Here is a 15,973-nt window from a genome sequence, read left to right as displayed (position 1 = left end):
GCTTACGAGACCGCCATTTTCTGCAGGGAAACCAGCCGGGTGATGCCGTTGCGGGCAAGCCCCATCAAGGCCAGCAGCTCGTCCTGCGAGAATGGCTCGCCTTCCGCCGTTCCCTGCACTTCGACGATACCACCTTTGCCGGTCATGACGAAGTTGGCATCGGTCTGTGCCGTTGAATCCTCGGCATAATCGAGATCAATCACGGGCGTGCCGTCGGAGATGCCGCAGGAAATCGCCGCAACATGGTCCTTCAATACCTTTTCGACCTTGAGCATCTGGCGTGTTTCCATCCAGCGCAGGCATTCGTGCAAGGCGACCCAGCCGCCGGTGATGGCTGCCGTCCGGGTGCCGCCATCCGCCTGAATGACATCGCAGTCCACGGTGATCTGCACTTCGCCCAGCGCCTGCAGGTCCACGACGGCACGCAGCGAACGGGCGATCAGCCGCTGGATTTCCAAAGTGCGGCCGCCCTGCTTGCCGGATGAAGCCTCGCGGCGCATGCGATCGCCGGTCGAACGCGGCAGCATGCCGTATTCCGCCGTTACCCAGCCTTTGCCGGTGTTGCGCATCCAGCCCGGCACCTTTTCCTCAAGGCTGGCGGTGCACAGGACGTGTGTATCGCCAAACTTGACCAGGCACGAGCCTTCAGCATGTTTGGAAACGCCGCGCTCGAAGGAAATGGCGCGCATTTCGTCTGGGGCTCGTTTGGAAGGACGCATGGAATGACCTCTTGAAAAATATGGTTGTCCGGCCTTTTAGAGCAACGGACGCTTAAATGGAACCATGAAGCAAAAGCTTTGATGATTGGACCGACAACGCCTATATTCCCTGGCAGAGAACAAGGGCGTCGCACAGAATGAACAAGGCAGTTACTCCCGAACCATTGCAATCCCTCGACCAGCGGTCACGGGATATTTTCCGGCGCATCGTCGAGAGCTATCTCGGTGACGGCGAACCGGTGGGATCGCGCAATCTGTCGCGCATCCTGCCCGTGACGCTTTCCCCGGCGACCATCCGCAATGTCATGAGCGATCTCGAGCATCTCGGCCTTGTCTACGCGCCGCACGTGTCGGCGGGACGGCTGCCGACACAATTGGGCCTGCGGTTCTTTGTCGATGCCTTCATGGAAGTGGGCGACCTTTCCTCCGACGAGCGCAATTCCATCGAGGCGCAGGTGCGGGCGGGCGGCGACGCCCAGTCGAGCGAGAACATGCTGACGCAGGCCAGCCAGATCCTGTCGGGCATGTCGCGCGGCGCCGGACTTGTGCTTGCAACCAAAGCGGAAGGCGCACTCAAGCACATCGAGTTTGTGCGGCTGGAACCCACCAAGGCGCTGGCGGTGCTGGTGACCCAGAGCGGCGACATTGAAAACCGGGTGATCGACCTGCCGCCCGGCGTGACGCCATCGCAATTGATCGAAGCATCGAATTTCCTCAATGCGCATATTCAGGGCCGCACCATCACCGAAGCACGCGTGGAAATTGCCCGCTTGAAGGACGAAACCCAGCAGGCGCTCGATGTCCTGTCGCAACACCTGGTCGAGCAGGGACTTGCAGTCTGGGGCGGCACGGGTGGCGGCCAACCGCCGCGGCTCATCGTGCGCGGACGCGGGAACCTTCTGGATTCCATCAGCGCCGAAGCGGATCTCGACCGGCTGCGCCATCTGTTCGATGATCTCGAGACCAAGGAAGGCACGATACAACTGCTCGATCTGGCCGAAGCGGGATCGGGCGTGCGCATTTTCATCGGCTCCGAGAACAAGCTGTTTTCGCTTTCCGGCTCATCTCTGGTGATTGCGCCTTACCGCGACTCGGAACAACGGGTCATTGGTGCCCTCGGCGTTATCGGCCCAACCCGGCTGAACTATGCGCGCATTGTTCCGATGGTCGACTATACGGCGCAGCTGGTCTCACGACTGTTGCGATAGAGCGAAGGATACTGCACTGGCGCTGTGCTGCCACGCGAACTTCCTCCGCTTCGGGCATTTGCACTTGATTTTCATGGCCTAAACCTCGATATCCAGCGCACATTCGATTTATGAACGGACAGGATAGATGACTGAAGAAAAGAAACATCATGACGCACCCGATCTCGATCAGCGCGATCTGAAGAATCCGCGCGACCGTGATGCGCTCAAGCGTGCCGCCGATGATTTTCTGAAATCGCGCAAGGCAGAGGAATATGCCATGGCGCAGGAAGAGGAAGAACAGGCGGAAGCAGCCAACAGTGTCGAACTGGATGCCTTGCGCGGCGAAAACGGCGATCTGCGCGATCAACTGCTGCGTCTGGCCGCCGATATGGAAAACCTGCGCAAGCGCACCGCCCGTGATGTTCACGATGCGCGTTCCTATTCCGTCGCCAATTTCGCCCGCGACATGCTTTCGGTTTCCGACAATCTGAAGCGCGCGCTCGAAGCCATTCCGGCCGATGCCCTCGCCAATGGCGATGCAGGTTTCAAGGCACTGGCCGAAGGTGTGGAAATGACCGAGCGCTCGATGATGTCGGCGCTGGAACGCCACGGCGTCAAGAAGATCGAACCGCAGGGCCAGCGTTTCGACCCGAATTTCCATCAGGCCATGTACGAAATTCCCAACGCAGACGTGCCGCACAACACGGTGCTGCAGGTGGCGCAGGCCGGTTTCGTCATCGGCGACCGCATGCTGCGCCCGGCACTCGTCGGCGTTTCCAAGGGCGGCCCGAAGCAGGCTGCGGGCGAAGGCCAGGCAGAGCCGGGTCCGATCAACCCGCAGGCGGAAAAAGACGCATAACCATAGCGTCATCTCAACGACAAAGGCCAGATTCCGGCGACGGGGTCTGGCCTTTTCAATTTAGCTGTTTACGCTCCGTATTGGTCATGTTCTACCTTTTACATGGAGGGGAACAGCCGATGACATCGATCCAGATATTCAATTATGCGGGCGTTTTCGTTTTCGCCGCGACAGGCGGCCTCGCCGCGTCGCGCCGCCAGCTTGATATCATCGCTTTCGTGTTTCTCGCTGCGGTAACGGGTATCGGCGGCGGCACCCTGCGCGACCTCATCCTCGGTGTCCCCGTCTTCTGGGTCCGGGAGCCCGGCTATATCCTCGTCTGTGCCGCGGCGGCAATCATCGTCTATTTCTCCGCCAATCTCCTGGAATCACGCTACCGGCTTCTGCTGTGGCTCGATGCGCTGGGGCTCTCGGCCTACAGCGTCATGGGCGCTGCGAAGGCGCTGGCGCTCGGCTTCAGCCCGACCATTGCCGTTGTGACAGGCATTTTGACGGCCACATTCGGCGGCGTGCTGCGCGATATCGTTTCCGCGGAACCGTCGGTGTTGATGCGGCGCGAAATCTACGTCACCGCGGCGCTTGCCGGTTCGGTCGCCTACACGCTGCTGCTGGGGCTTTCAGCGGGGCCGGAGGTTTCGGCCCTGTTCGCCGCGCTGACCGCCTTTGCGGTTCGCGGCGGCGCGCTTTACTTCGGCTGGACCCTGCCGAACTACCACAAGGTGGGCCGCACGCCTGAAGAGCTCAAGCGTGACGGCATCGTTCGATCAGAGTAACCCGGCTTGCTGGGCTGCAATTTTCAGATTTTGCGCCGGACGCGGGCCGATCTGCTGGATCACGAGCCCGGCGGTCAACGAGCCCAGCCGCGCGCAATCGGTCAACGAGCGGCCATTGGTATAGCCGAACAGGAAGCCCGACGCATAGAGATCACCCGCACCTGTCGTATCGACAAGCTCGGCGATCTCGATCGCCGGAACGGCAACGGTTTCGTCTTTCGAGACAACCACCGAGCCCTTTTCCGAGCGGGTGATGGCGGCGAGCTTGCAATCCTTGCGGATGGCATCGAGCCCCTTCTCGAAATCATCGGTCTGGTACAGCGACTTCAGTTCCGCCTCGTTGGCGAAAACAATATCAACCGTGCCGGAACGCATTAACTCAAGGAATTCGTCGCGATAGCGATCCACGCAGAACGGATCCGACAGGGTCATCGACACTTCGCGCTTGTGCTCATGCGCAATTTTCGCCGACAGGCGGATGGCTTCCTTGGCGCGGGGCGGGTCCCAGAGATAGCCTTCGAAATAGGTGACCTTCGCTTCCGATACCTTGGAGCTTTCCACGTCTTCCGGTCCAAACTCGACACAGGCGCCGAGATAGGTGTTCATCGAACGCTCGCCATCGGGCGTAACGAAAATCATCGAGCGGGCCGTGGGCGGCGGCGCTTTCAACACGCGCGTATCGAAGGCAACGCCCTGCGCGCGGATATCATGGGTAAAGATGTGACCGAGCGGATCGTCGGCAACCTTGCCGAAATAGGCGGCGCGGCCGCCAAGGCTGGCAACGCCGGCCGCGGTATTGCCGGCACTTCCGCCAGAAGCTTCGATGGCCGGTCCCATGCGCTCATACAGAAATTCCGCACGGTCGGCATCGATCAGGTTCATCGCATTCTTGATGATACCGTTCTTGACGATAAAATCGTCATCCGTGCGGGCGATGATATCGACAATGGCATTGCCGATGCAAAGCACGTCATAACTCGACATGAAAACTCCAGGATTGATTCAATTGCAGTTCTTGGCCTCTGGTTCGCCAAGTCCTAGCCGGAACAGCGGGCCTTGACTACCCCTAATGCGCGGGGGCGTCTTGTCTCTGCCGGACGCGCTCCTTATGTCCCAAATATTGGAAAGACCGGAAAGGAAGAACGGCATCATGATTTTTGACAGCGCCCAGGCCGCCGCAAGTCACCTGTTCCGGCCGGAATTCCGTTCTGTCCTGTGGAAGTCTCTCGGAATGACCGTGCTTCTGCTGATCGGTGCCTGGTTCGGGCTGCGGGAACTCTTTGCCTTGCTCGCATTGCCCTTTTTCGATCAATGGATGCCGGATCTGCCATCCTGGGCCGGCTGGCTCGGCTTTATCGCCGGTATATTCGCCAGCATCGCCCTGGCGCTGGGGCTGGCACTGCTGATCGCGCCGGTTTCGGCCATCGTCGCCGGATTGTTTCTCGACGATGTGGCTGAAGTTGTGGAAAAGTCGGATTACCCGCTCGATCCGAAAGGCCGCCCGCTGCCGGTCCTGCGCTCCTTCGTGCTTTCGCTGAAATTCCTCGGCGTCATTATCCTCGGCAATATCATTGCACTGCTGATGCTTCTCATTCCCGGCGTCAACATCATCGCGTTCTTCGTGGTCAATGGTTATCTGCTCGGCCGGGAATTCTTCGAATTCGCCGCCATGCGGTTCCGCCCGGAAATGGAAGCCAAGGCGCTGCGGTCGAAACATGCAACGACGGTTTTCCTGGCCGGTCTCGTCATTGCGGCCTTCATGGCCATTCCGATCCTCAACCTTTTGACCCCGCTGTTTGCCGCGGCCATGATGGTGCACCTGCACAAGGCCGTGGCTCAATCGGAACCACCCGCAGGGCTGCGCTAGAAAACCTGTGGGGGCAATGGCACCAGCGGTGCGGGCAGTTCCGCCGTTTTTTCCGCCGCCTTGCAGATATCGGCAATGACGCAGGCCGTGCATTCGGGCTTGCGGGCCTTGCAGACATAGCGGCCATGCAGGATCAGCCAGTGATGGGCGTGGTAGAGATATTCCGCCGGAATGATCTTCATCAATTTGGCTTCCACCTGATCCGGTGTCTTGCCCGGCGCGAGGCCAAGCCGGTTGCCGATGCGGAATATGTGCGTGTCGACGGCCATCGTCGCCTGCCCGAAAGCCATGCTGAGCACCACATTGGCGGTCTTGCGGCCGACACCGGGAAGCTTGACCAGCTCGTCGCGATCATCCGGCACCTCGCTGCCATAGTCGCGGATCAGGGCTTCCGACAGGGCAATGACGTTTTTGGCCTTGTTGCGCCAAAGGCCGATGGTACGGATGTATTCGCCGACAGTTGCCTCGCCGAGATCGCGCATCTTCTCCGGTGTATCGGCAACCTTGAACAGGGCGCGGGTTGCCTTGTTGACCCCGACATCCGTCGCCTGGGCCGAAAGCGCAACCGCGACCAAAAGGGTAAAAGCATTGACGTGCTCGAGCTCGCCCTTGGGTTCCGGCCGCTGGATCGAGAACCGACGAAAAATCTCGTGGATCTCATCGGCGGTATAGCGTGTACCGGCGACAAGGCGCGGCCGCTTCGCCGGCTTTTCGGCGACCGCACTCACGTCAATCTGATCAAGTTTGCTCTTGGGATTTTCCATGACCCTTCTATACTCAAGCGTCATGAGCCAAACAATGAACCCAATTGACGCTGTCGCGCACAATGAAGAGGAAATTTTCCGCGCCCTTCTGGTGCCGCACCGGTCGCTTGGCCGCCAAGGCTTTCTCATTGTCATGGCCGCGATCGGCGGATGCAGTTTTCTGACCGGCCTTTTCTTCCTGTCGCTGGGAGCATGGCCGGTTTTCGGCTTTTTCGGCCTTGATGTCCTCCTGATCTATCTTGCCTTCCGGATGAACTACACCGCAGCAAAAGCGCATGAGGAGGTCAGCGTTTCAAGAATCACGCTGCAGATCAGGCAGGTGGCGCCGTCAGGCCGGACCAACCTGCACGAATTCAACCCGTTCTGGACCCGGTTCAATGTCGCGCGGCACGCGGAAATCGGCATTACCTCCATGCGGGTGGAGGGACAGGGCAAGGCGGTGACAATCGGCTCGTTTCTCAATCCCGATGACCGGGAAAGCTTTGCCCTGGCATTCACCCGGGCCCTGGCCGCGGCCAAGGGCCGGTAGTTTTCACGGCGTGCAAGAATCGGGTGGCAGATCAGGCCCCTGCATGGTCATATGACACTCAACATGAATTGAAAGCCTGATCTGTCTTTGCGGTGCAACGCATCGGATCATGCCGGAATGAGGTAACGACCATGAAACCGCATGCCATCCTTCAGAACGATATTACGCCTTCGGGCAATGACTATGCCATTGTCAGCCATATCATTGAGCGGATCAGTGAGGATTATCGCGACCAGCCATCGCTCGAGGTCCTGGCCAAGGAGGCAGGGCTTTCACCCACGGCCCTGCAGAAGCTTTTCACCCGCTGGGCGGGCCTGTCGCCCAAGGGCTTTCTGCAGGCCGTGACCATCGACCATGCCCGCCGCCTGCTCGACGAAGGCATGCCACTGCTGGAGACGGCCCTGGAAACCGGCCTGTCCGGGCCAAGTCGCCTGCACGACCTGTTCGTCACCCATGAAGGCATGTCGCCGGGCGATTACAAGACCCGCGGTGCGGGCCTCGTTATCCGTTACGGCTTCCATATCTCGCCCTTCGGGCGGGCGCTGGTGATGGTGACGGATCGCGGGCTGGCGGGTCTTGCCTTTGCCGATCAGGGGCATGAACGCGAAACCATGGAAGACATGACATCCCGCTGGCCCAATGCCACCTATGTCGAAGACCTTGGCGCCACGTCACCCTATGCGGCACGGGTGTTCAACCCGGTTGAATGGCGTTCCGACCGGCCGCTGAAAGTGGTGATGATCGGCACGGACTTCCAGCTGCGCGTCTGGGAAGCCCTGTTGAAGGTGCCGATGGGCAAGGCCTGCGCCTATTCGGACATTGCTCAGGAAATCGGCTCGCCCAAAGCCTCCCGCGCCGTCGGTGCTGCGGTGGGCGCCAACCCGATTTCCTTCGTGGTTCCGTGCCATCGCGCCGTCGGCAAATCCGGCGCCCTCACCGGTTATCACTGGGGTCTGACCCGCAAGCGCGCCATTCTCGGCTGGGAAGCCGGGCAGATGGGCGACGGCACGCAACTCGACATGGCCCGTTCCGGCTGATCGTCGCCTCTTCCCGAGACACCCATCAAGGCCCGGCAGCAATGCCGGGCTTTTATCCTTTCAACGATGCGATCACATCGGCCAAGCCGGACAGAAGCGTCTCGCACTCTTCATCCGTACCGATGCTGATGCGCAGATAGTCGTGTATGCGCGGTTTCGGGAAATGCCTGACCAGAATGGCCCTGCTTCTAAGCTCGGCAGCAATCTCCGCGCCGGGCAGCACGGCATGGCGTGCAAACAGAAAATTGGCCGCCGAGGGAAGAACCTCAAACTGCAGCGCGCGCAAGGCGACGGACAATCTTTCCCGGGTGGCCACGATCCGGCCGCGTTTTTCCTCGAACCACGCCCGGTCCTCCCAGGCGGCAACCGCTCCCGCGATGGCGAGACGGTCGAGGGGATAGGAATTGAAACTGTCCTTCACCCGTTGCAGCGCTTCAATCAGCTGGGGCTGCCCGACGGCAAAGCCAACGCGCAGACCGGCCAGCCCGCGCGACTTTGAAAAGGTCTGGGTCACGAGCAGATTGGGGAAGCGTGCGACCAGGGGGATCGCACTCTGCGCACCAAAGTCCACATAGGCTTCATCGATCACCACGACCTGATCGGGGTGATCGGCAAGCAATGCCGCGATTTCCGCCAGGGGCAAGGCCGTGCCGGTCGGGGCATTCGGATTGGGCAGAATGATTGCGCCGCATGCCTGCCGGTAGTCGGCAATGCGGACCGCCATCGTGTCATCGAGTGGAACAGCCCGAAAGTCTATTGCGTAGAGACGGCAGTAGGTCGGAAAGAAACTGTAGGTGACATCCGGAAACAGCAAGGGCTTGTCGTGTTTCAGCAATGCCTGGAACACATGGGCCAGCACTTCGTCAGATCCGTTGCCGACAAAGACGTGATTGGCGTCAAGGCCATGGCTTTTGGCGATGGCTTCTCTCAGCCTGTGCGCCGTTGGATCGGGATAAAGCCGCAACGCGTCCGTCGTCTCGGCTGCTATGGCCGCCAGTGCGCGCGGTGACGGACCATATGGGTTTTCATTGGTGTTCAACTTGATCAGATCGGGCAGCACCGGTTGCTCTCCCGCGACATACGGGGTCAATGTGTGCACGAGAGAACTCCAAAAACGGCTCATCTAAATGTCCAGTACTGCGTTGGCCGGGGTGATCGCGATTCAAGCGAACAGTGCGCGTCGATTTCCGTACCATGGCAAAAACAGGCTTTTGCAACAATCGAAATCCCCAGCCATTGCGCTGCATTGAAGAAACTTTCGGGCAGGCCTTGACCTTCCAGTTACTGGAAGAATTACCTTTGCATCACTATCTTCCCGTACATGTCGAAAGTTCCATCATGAAACATGACCATCACAACCACGATCACGCCCATGACACCCATGGCCACAGCTGTTGCAGTACGCACGCGGCGCAGGCGGAGGTCGTGCGCGATCCGGTCTGCGGCATGCTGGTTGACCCTACGGCCGGCAAGCCGACGGCGGAGCATGCGGGCCGGGTGTTTCACTTCTGCTCGGCGGGCTGCCACAAGAAATTCACGGCCGACCCGGAGCCCTACCTGACGGCGATCGATCCGGTCTGTGGCATGACCGTCGACCGGGCAATGGCAAAACACTTCCTGCGGCACGACAATGAGAAATATTATTTCTGCTCGGCCAGCTGCATGGCGAAATTCGAAAAGGCGCCGCAGGATTATCTCGGCGACAGGCCGGCACCGAAGCCGATGCCGGCGGGAACCCAATATACCTGTCCGATGCATCCGGAAATCGTCAAGGACGGCCCGGGGTCATGCCCGCTGTGCGGCATGGCGCTCGAACCCATGGGCATTCCCACCGGGGATGAAGGCCCGAACCCTGAACTCGTCGATTTCACCCGCCGGTTCTGGATCAGCGCGCTCTGTTCCATACCGCTGCTCTTCATCACCATGGGCCCCATGCTTGGCCTGCCTTTGCGCGACTGGATCGGGGAAAGCCGCGCAATCTGGCTGGAACTGGTCCTCGCCACCCCGGTTGTCCTCTGGGCGGCCATCCCCTTCTTCGAACGCGCCTGGGCATCCCTCGTCAACCGCAGCCCGAACATGTGGACGCTCATCGCCATCGGCGTCGGTGCGGCCTATGCCTTCAGTGTCGTGGCAACACTCGTGCCTGACATTTTCCCGCATGCCTTCCGCATGCATGGCGGCAGCGTGCCGGTTTACTTCGAGGCGGCGGCCGTTATCGTTACGCTTGTCTTCCTCGGACAGATCCTGGAGCTGAAAGCACGCGAGCGCACCGGGTCCGCCATTCGTGCCCTGCTTGACCTTGCGCCCAAAACCGCGCGCCGCGTGGCAGCGGACGGGACGGAAAACGATATCCCGCTGGACGAGGTCGTGGCCGGTGACCGGTTGCGGGTCCGTCCGGGTGACAGCGTGCCTGTGGATGGCATTGTGCTGGAAGGCCGCTCGTCCATCGACGAATCCATGCTGACAGGCGAACCGTTGCCTGTCGAAAAGACTGAGAATGACACGGTGACCGGCGGCACGCTCAACCGCAACGGCACGCTGCTGATCAAGGCGGAGAAAGTGGGCGCCGATACGGTCCTGTCGCAGATTGTCGGCATGGTCGCGACGGCCCAACGCTCGCGCGCGCCCATTCAGGGTCTGGCGGACCGCGTCGCCAGCTATTTCGTGCCCGCGGTGGTTCTCGTCGCCATCGTCTCGTTCATCGCCTGGGCCTGGTTCGGACCGGAACCCGGCATGATCTACGGCCTTGTCGCGGCCGTCTCGGTGCTGATTATCGCTTGTCCCTGCGCGCTTGGTCTGGCAACGCCCATGTCGATCATGACCGCTACCGGACGCGGCGCGCAAGCGGGTGTGCTGATCAAGGATGCGGAAGCGCTGGAACGTTTTGCCGGCGTCGATACACTGATCGTGGACAAGACCGGCACCCTCACCGAAGGCAGGCCGAAACTCACCGACGTCATTGCAGACGGACCATTTGCCGAGGACCAGTTGCTGATTCTTGCAGCCAGCCTCGAAAAGGGCTCGGAGCATCCGCTTGCCGAAGCCATCGTCGAAGGTGCGAAAGCCCGCACTCTCACCCTGCTCAAGGCCGAAACGTTCGAAGCGGTCACCGGCAAGGGTGTTTCCGGCAGCATCGGCGGGCAATCCGTTGCGCTCGGCAACAAGGCCATGATGCAGGACGTTGGTGCCGACATATCCGCCCTGAGCGGGAAGGCCGATGCACTGCGGACCGGCGGCAAGAGTGTCCTGTTCATGGCGGTCGACGGCAAGGCCGCAGGCATCATCGCGGTGGCCGACCCGATCAAGGCCACGACGGCCGAGGCAATCCGCCTGCTGCACAAGGCTGGCCTCACCATCATCATGGCGACCGGCGACAACAAGATCACTGCCCAGGCGGTCGCCACCCGGCTCGGTATCGATGAAGTGCGCGCCGACATGATGCCCGAGAGCAAGAAGCGGCTGGTCGATGAGCTCCGGGCCAAGGGCGCAAAGATCGCCATGGCCGGTGACGGCGTCAACGATGCCCCGGCGCTTGCCGCGGCCGATGTCGGCATTGCCATGGGCACGGGCGCCGACGTTGCAATGGAAAGCGCGGGCATTACCCTGGTGAAGGGCGACCTCAACGGCATTGTCCGTGCGCGTCATCTCGCCGATGCAACCATCCGCAATATCAAGCAGAACCTGTTCTTCGCTTTTGTCTATAATGTGCTGGGCGTGCCGGTTGCGGCAGGTGTGCTCTACCCCGTCTTCGGCGCCATGCTTTCGCCCATGCTGGCGGCAGCGGCAATGAGCCTTTCCTCCGTATCGGTCATTGCCAATGCATTGCGGCTGCGGACACTGAAACTGTGAGGATCCCATGAATATCGGCCATGCATCGGAAAAATCGGGCCTCCCGGCCAAGACCATCCGCTATTACGAGGATATCGGGCTGTTGAAGCCCGACCGGTCCGACAACGGCTACCGGGATTACTCGATGTCGGATGTGCACAAGCTGCGCTTCCTGCAACGCTCGCGCGGGCTTGGATTTTCCGTGGAGGAATGCCGCCAGCTTCTGGCGCTCTACGAAGACAAGGAGCGCGCGAGCTCCGATGTCAAAAGCATCGCCCGGACGAAACTGAAGGAAATCGAGCGCAAGATCACCGAACTGCGCGAACTGCAGCACACTTTGCAGCACCTGGTCGCCCATTGCCACGGCGACCAGCGGCCGGACTGCCCGATTCTGGAAAGTATTTCCGGTACGGCTGACGCTTAAGCCAACGTGGAAACCACATCGGCCGAAATGCGCAATTCGCGCAAGGGGCGAACCACCGCTGTGGTTTCACTGTAGATCGGGTGTGCCTTGTATGCGGCCAGCGCCTCGGCGCTTGCGAACTCGCCATAAACGACAATATCGATTTCACCCGAGATCGGATCGGTCTTGGTGTTCTTCATGACCTCGAACACGAGGGAGTGCGGAATTTCTCCAAGCCGCTTGAGACGCGTATGGATCGTGTCGACATCATCCGGATTGCGGGCGCTGAAGAATACAATATGGCGGATCACGGTCTTGTTCCTGCTTGATCGAACTGGCGCGGACTTTTAAAGCACCCGCCTTCGACGTCAATAGGTGTGCTGTCGCAGGCGGCCTCCATGACCGGCATTTTTGCCGGTCTGGCACACAGTCTGCCCTGGTGGCTGCGAACACGCGGCATCCTGCCCTTGGCATTTCCACCAAGGGTGGGGTAAAGGTTCTGGCGCTCAACCGGCGCAGGCGACCTGAAAAAGCAAACTGAGGCGTATATGGCCGACCACGGTCAACAGACACGACCCGATCCTGACAAGCTGCTGGAGCTGGCCACACGCGAATCGCGCGGCAAGCTGACCGTTTTCCTCGGCGCTGCCCCCGGCGTGGGTAAAACCTATGCCATGCTGGTGCGGGCACAACGTCTGAAGGAAGACGGCACCGACATCGTCATCGGCCTTGCCGAGACGCATGGGCGCGCGGAAACCGCCGAACTTCTTGACGGGCTGGAAGTGCTGCCGCGCAAGCAGATCGGCTACAGGGGCCGCACGCTGGAAGAATTCGACCTTGATGCGGCCCTGGCACGCAAGCCGAAAGTGCTGGTCCTTGACGAGCTCGCCCACACCAACGCGCCCGGCAGCCGTCATCCCAAACGTCATCAGGACATTGAAGAGCTGATCTGGCAGGGCATCGATGTCTGGACCGCGATGAATGTCCAGCATCTGGAAAGCCTGTCCGACCTGGTGACAAAGATCACGGGAGTGACCGTTCGCGAGACCGTACCGGATGTGGTCCTCAAGCGCGCCGACGAGGTGCTGCTGGTCGATCTGCCGCCGGCGGAACTGATTGCACGGCTGAAGGAGGGCAAGGTCTACCTGCCCGGCAATGCCGAACGGGCAGCGCGGGGTTTCTTCAAACCGGCCAACCTCACCGCCTTGCGCGAGCTTGCCCTGCGCCGTACCGCCGATCGCGTCGACGACCAGATGATCGACCTGTTGCGGCAAAACGCGATCGAGGGTCCGTGGGCCACCGGCGAGCGGCTTCTCGTCTGCGTCGGACCGGACAGCCTGTCCGAAAAGGTTGTCCGCACCGCAAGCCGCCTCGCCTCCGGCCTCAACGCCCGGTGGCTGGTGGTTTCACTGACCAAGACCAGCGATGCGGGCATGGACACGGCGGCAAACCAGCGGCTTGATGAAATCCTTGACCTGGCGGAAAGGCTCGGCGCGGAAACGCGGCGCGTGATCGCCCGGGACTTTGTCGACGAGATTTTCCGCATTGCGCGGCGCGAGAATGTGACACAGGTCGTGCTCGGACGCCCGAAAGGCAAGCGTTTCTCCAATCCGTTCCGGCGGTCGCTTCCCGACGAGATCGTCAAGCGCTTCACCGATGTCGGCGTCCACATTGTCACCGGGGACGAGCAGGACAAGCCCTATGTGCCGCCGGCGCCGCAAAAGCGCTCGGCACGCGAGCTCGCCACATCCATCGCCATTCCGATAGCGGCAACAGCCGTGACGACGCTTCTGGGGCTTGGCGCCAGTGAGATCGTCCACCCGCAAAACCTTTCCATGCTCTATCTCGTTGCCGTCATCCTGTCGGCGATGTCGAGCGGGCGTTTTGCCGCCATCATTGCCGCCGGCCTGTCGTTTGTTCTCTACAACTACTTTTTCATCGAGCCGGTCCACAACTTAAGCATAGCCAAGCCGCATCAGCTGTTTTCGCTGATCATCTTTCTCGGCGTGGCCCTGATGATCGGCGATCTCGCCGGGCGTTTGCGCGACCAGGTGGCGCGATCGCGCAACCAGGCAAAAAACACACAGGCGCTCTACGAATTCTCGCGCAAACTATCGGGCACCGCCCGGCTGGATGATGTGCTTGTGGCTGCGGCCATGCACCTGCATTCGACGCTCGGAACGGGTGTGGTGATCCTGCTGCCGGAAGACGGCGACCTGTCGCTGCAGACCGCATGGCCGCCTGACATGACGCTCGACAATACGGACATGACCGCGGTGCGCTGGGCATTCGAGAAGAATGAACGGTCCGGGCATGACACGGGCACGCTGCCGCAGATCAGCTGGCAGTTCCTGCCGATCATGACATCGCATGGCGTTGCCGGCGTGCTCGGCCTTTCCATGACCGAGCACCCCGCCTCGCTGACGGAAAGCGAAGACCGCATGCTGGTCGCCATTCTCGATCAGACGGCGATCGCCATCGACCGCGCGCAGCTGGTGCGGGAAAATGCCAAGACGGCCGCATTGCAGGAAAGCGAAAAACTGCATGCCGCGCTGTTCTCCTCCCTGTCCCACGACCTGAAGACGCCGCTGGCCTCGATCACGGGCGCCGTCACCACGCTGCGCGAGCTTGGAAGCCGCATCAAGCCGGAAAGCCACGACGATCTGCTGCTTTCCATCGAGGAGGAATCGGGGCGCCTGACCCGTTTTGTCTCCAATCTTTTCGACATGACCCGGATCGAAGCCGGCACATTGAAGGTCAAGCACAGCCCTGTCGATGCGGCGGATATCATCATTTCATCGGTCGAGCGCATGAAGCGGCTCAAACCGGGCGTCGCCATCGAGATCAGCATCGCTCCGGACCTTGCCACCGTCAGCGGGGATTCGTCCCTGCTCGGACAGGTGCTGTTCAATCTGCTCGACAATGCAGCGAAATATGGCGGCGACAGCCCGATCACCATCTACGCAAAGCAGGATGCGACGGAGGTGGCAATCAGCGTCACCGACCAGGGCAAGGGCATTCCGGCAAGGGACATAGACCGCATCTTCGAAAAGTTCTACCGGCGCGTCAAAGGCGATGGCCGGGCGGCGGGAACCGGCCTCGGCCTGTCGATCTGCCGTGGCTTCGTTGAAGCCATGGGCGGGACCATCAAGGCGGAAAGCCCGGCTATCCGCAAGCGCGGCACGCGCTTTATTATCCGGCTTCCTATTTTCGATGCAACCGAGAGCGGAGATGCGACACCATGAACGAGAACCGCATTCTGGTTGTCGACGACGAGCCGCAGATCCAGCGTTTCCTGTATCCGGCACTGACGGCATCGGGCTATGACGTCATCTCCGCCGCCACGGGTGCGGATGCGGAACGGCTGATCGCCACCAGCGCGCCCGACCTCGTCATTCTCGACCTTGGCCTTCCCGACAAGGACGGCAAGGAGGTCATCAAGACCGTGCGCGCCTTTTCCGAGGTGCCCATCATCGTCCTGTCGGCGCGCGACCGGGAAGTCGAAAAGATCGCCGCGCTTGATCTCGGCGCCAATGACTACGTGGAAAAGCCCTTTGGCATCGGCGAACTGCTGGCGCGCGTGCGCACGGCGCTGCGTCAGAAAGTGGCGGGAACCAGCGTTCCCTCGCGCTTTGAAAGCAACGGTCTTGTGGTCGACATGGTCAAGCGGGTGGTGACGCTCAAGGGCGAAGCGGTGCATCTGACCCGCAAGGAGTACCAGCTGCTGGTCCACCTTGTCCTGCATCCCGGACTTGTCGTCACCCATCGCCATCTCCTGGCATCGATCTGGGGAGCGGCCCACGTGGAAGACCTGCATTATCTCAGGGTTTTTGTCGGACAGCTGCGCGCCAAGATCGAGGAAGATCCCAACCATCCGCACTTCATCCGCACCGAGCCGGGGGTCGGTTACCGGTTCATCGCGGAATAGGGTTCGGCCGCGCCCCGAAGTCCCTATCGACAATGGTGCCAAGCTTTGACAAGCTTCGATCAATTCAGCAACAGAT

15 protein-coding genes are annotated in these 15,973 nt (G+C 60.8%); 10 read left to right on the top strand and 5 right to left on the bottom strand.

Annotation, left to right across the window (positions count from 1 at the left end; all coding sequences use genetic code 11):
* Positions 1-2 precede the first annotated feature (2 nt).
* Complete coding sequence (rph, locus tag J1W56_RS15055) at positions 3-719, bottom strand: ribonuclease PH (protein WP_223614052.1); 717 nt, start codon at positions 717-719, stop codon at positions 3-5.
* 137 nt (positions 720-856) lie between these two features.
* On the opposite strand from rph, the gene hrcA reads away from it, so the two are divergent.
* The 3 genes from hrcA (at position 857) to J1W56_RS15040 (ending at position 3,541) form a co-directional block, all read left to right on the top strand.
* Positions 857-1,927: a heat-inducible transcriptional repressor HrcA gene (hrcA, locus tag J1W56_RS15050; RefSeq protein WP_223614051.1), complete on the top strand. Its 1,071-nt coding sequence runs from the start codon at positions 857-859 to the stop codon at positions 1,925-1,927.
* A 127-nt stretch (positions 1,928-2,054) separates the two neighbouring features.
* On the top strand, positions 2,055-2,768 hold the full coding sequence (gene grpE, locus J1W56_RS15045; RefSeq protein WP_223614050.1) for a nucleotide exchange factor GrpE: 714 nt from the start codon (positions 2,055-2,057) through the stop codon (positions 2,766-2,768).
* 119 nt (positions 2,769-2,887) lie between these two features.
* Positions 2,888-3,541, top strand: coding sequence for a trimeric intracellular cation channel family protein (locus tag J1W56_RS15040; RefSeq protein ID WP_223614049.1), 654 nt, complete (start codon positions 2,888-2,890; stop codon positions 3,539-3,541).
* Here the strand turns inward: J1W56_RS15040 and J1W56_RS15035 are convergent.
* Positions 3,533-4,525, bottom strand: a complete 993-nt coding sequence (locus J1W56_RS15035) for an adenosine kinase (protein ID WP_223614048.1) — start codon at positions 4,523-4,525, stop codon at positions 3,533-3,535. The two genes, J1W56_RS15040 and J1W56_RS15035, sit on opposite strands and share 9 nt — an antisense overlap.
* Positions 4,526-4,691: 166 nt before the next feature.
* Here J1W56_RS15035 and J1W56_RS15030 point away from each other — a divergent pair, with 166 nt between their 5' ends.
* The gene (locus J1W56_RS15030; protein WP_223614047.1) at positions 4,692-5,408 is read left to right on the top strand and encodes a sulfate transporter family protein; all 717 of its coding nucleotides are present in this window, start codon (positions 4,692-4,694) and stop codon (positions 5,406-5,408) included.
* Here the strand turns inward: J1W56_RS15030 and nth are convergent.
* Positions 5,405-6,172, bottom strand: coding sequence for an endonuclease III (nth, locus tag J1W56_RS15025; RefSeq protein ID WP_223614046.1), 768 nt, complete (start codon positions 6,170-6,172; stop codon positions 5,405-5,407). The two genes, J1W56_RS15030 and nth, sit on opposite strands and share 4 nt — an antisense overlap.
* Before the next feature lie 34 nt (positions 6,173-6,206).
* On the opposite strand from nth, the gene J1W56_RS15020 reads away from it, so the two are divergent.
* Together J1W56_RS15020 and J1W56_RS15015 are read left to right on the top strand one after the other, a co-directional pair.
* Positions 6,207-6,701: a DUF2244 domain-containing protein gene (locus J1W56_RS15020; RefSeq protein WP_223614045.1), complete on the top strand. Its 495-nt coding sequence runs from the start codon at positions 6,207-6,209 to the stop codon at positions 6,699-6,701.
* Positions 6,702-6,832: 131 nt separating this feature from the next.
* Positions 6,833-7,738: a methylated-DNA--[protein]-cysteine S-methyltransferase gene (locus tag J1W56_RS15015; RefSeq protein WP_223614044.1), complete on the top strand. Its 906-nt coding sequence runs from the start codon at positions 6,833-6,835 to the stop codon at positions 7,736-7,738.
* A gap of 52 nt (positions 7,739-7,790) precedes the next feature.
* Here J1W56_RS15015 and hisC read toward each other — a convergent pair whose 3' ends face one another.
* Complete coding sequence (gene hisC, locus J1W56_RS15010) at positions 7,791-8,861, bottom strand: histidinol-phosphate transaminase (RefSeq protein ID WP_223614043.1); 1,071 nt, start codon at positions 8,859-8,861, stop codon at positions 7,791-7,793.
* 215 nt (positions 8,862-9,076) lie between these two features.
* Between hisC and J1W56_RS15005 the strand changes: the two genes are divergently transcribed.
* Positions 9,077-11,587, top strand: a complete 2,511-nt coding sequence (locus J1W56_RS15005) for a heavy metal translocating P-type ATPase (RefSeq protein ID WP_223614042.1) — start codon at positions 9,077-9,079, stop codon at positions 11,585-11,587.
* Positions 11,588-11,594: 7 nt separating this feature from the next.
* Positions 11,595-11,990: a Cu(I)-responsive transcriptional regulator gene (cueR, locus tag J1W56_RS15000; protein ID WP_223614041.1), complete on the top strand. Its 396-nt coding sequence runs from the start codon at positions 11,595-11,597 to the stop codon at positions 11,988-11,990.
* Here the strand turns inward: cueR and J1W56_RS14995 are convergent.
* Entirely contained in the window at positions 11,987-12,280 is a 294-nt protein-coding gene (locus tag J1W56_RS14995) for a Dabb family protein (RefSeq protein WP_223614040.1), read from the bottom strand. The genes cueR and J1W56_RS14995 overlap by 4 nt on opposite strands.
* Before the next feature lie 237 nt (positions 12,281-12,517).
* On the opposite strand from J1W56_RS14995, the gene J1W56_RS14990 reads away from it, so the two are divergent.
* A complete protein-coding gene (locus J1W56_RS14990; protein ID WP_223614039.1) occupies positions 12,518-15,214 on the top strand; it encodes a sensor histidine kinase in 2,697 nt (898 codons plus the stop codon).
* Positions 15,211-15,897, top strand: a complete 687-nt coding sequence (locus J1W56_RS14985) for a response regulator (RefSeq protein WP_223614038.1) — start codon at positions 15,211-15,213, stop codon at positions 15,895-15,897. The genes J1W56_RS14990 and J1W56_RS14985 overlap by 4 nt, the downstream gene beginning before the upstream one ends.
* Positions 15,898-15,973 lie beyond the last annotated feature (76 nt).

Origin of the sequence: Phyllobacterium calauticae (genome assembly GCF_019991125.1) — a bacterium.
Classification (GTDB): domain Bacteria; phylum Pseudomonadota; class Alphaproteobacteria; order Rhizobiales; family Rhizobiaceae; genus Phyllobacterium; species Phyllobacterium calauticae.
Note: the sequence above shows the minus strand (reverse complement) of the source record. Positions and strands in the feature narration are given on the sequence as shown.

What these genes read in the sequence shown, in the direction of transcription:
- rph (WP_223614052.1), bottom strand. Translation starts at nt 719, where the DNA reads ATGCGTCCTTCCAAACGAGCCCCAGACGAAATGCGCGCCATTTCCTTC.
- hrcA (WP_223614051.1), top strand. Translation starts at nt 857, where the DNA reads ATGAACAAGGCAGTTACTCCCGAACCATTGCAATCCCTCGACCAGCGG.
- grpE (WP_223614050.1), top strand. Translation starts at nt 2,055, where the DNA reads ATGACTGAAGAAAAGAAACATCATGACGCACCCGATCTCGATCAGCGC.
- J1W56_RS15040 (WP_223614049.1), top strand. Translation starts at nt 2,888, where the DNA reads ATGACATCGATCCAGATATTCAATTATGCGGGCGTTTTCGTTTTCGCC.
- J1W56_RS15035 (WP_223614048.1), bottom strand. Translation starts at nt 4,525, where the DNA reads ATGTCGAGTTATGACGTGCTTTGCATCGGCAATGCCATTGTCGATATC.
- J1W56_RS15030 (WP_223614047.1), top strand. Translation starts at nt 4,692, where the DNA reads ATGATTTTTGACAGCGCCCAGGCCGCCGCAAGTCACCTGTTCCGGCCG.
- nth (WP_223614046.1), bottom strand. Translation starts at nt 6,172, where the DNA reads ATGGAAAATCCCAAGAGCAAACTTGATCAGATTGACGTGAGTGCGGTC.
- J1W56_RS15020 (WP_223614045.1), top strand. Translation starts at nt 6,207, where the DNA reads ATGAACCCAATTGACGCTGTCGCGCACAATGAAGAGGAAATTTTCCGC.
- J1W56_RS15015 (WP_223614044.1), top strand. Translation starts at nt 6,833, where the DNA reads ATGAAACCGCATGCCATCCTTCAGAACGATATTACGCCTTCGGGCAAT.
- hisC (WP_223614043.1), bottom strand. Translation starts at nt 8,861, where the DNA reads ATGAGCCGTTTTTGGAGTTCTCTCGTGCACACATTGACCCCGTATGTC.
- J1W56_RS15005 (WP_223614042.1), top strand. Translation starts at nt 9,077, where the DNA reads ATGAAACATGACCATCACAACCACGATCACGCCCATGACACCCATGGC.
- cueR (WP_223614041.1), top strand. Translation starts at nt 11,595, where the DNA reads ATGAATATCGGCCATGCATCGGAAAAATCGGGCCTCCCGGCCAAGACC.
- J1W56_RS14990 (WP_223614039.1), top strand. Translation starts at nt 12,518, where the DNA reads ATGGCCGACCACGGTCAACAGACACGACCCGATCCTGACAAGCTGCTG.
- J1W56_RS14985 (WP_223614038.1), top strand. Translation starts at nt 15,211, where the DNA reads ATGAACGAGAACCGCATTCTGGTTGTCGACGACGAGCCGCAGATCCAG.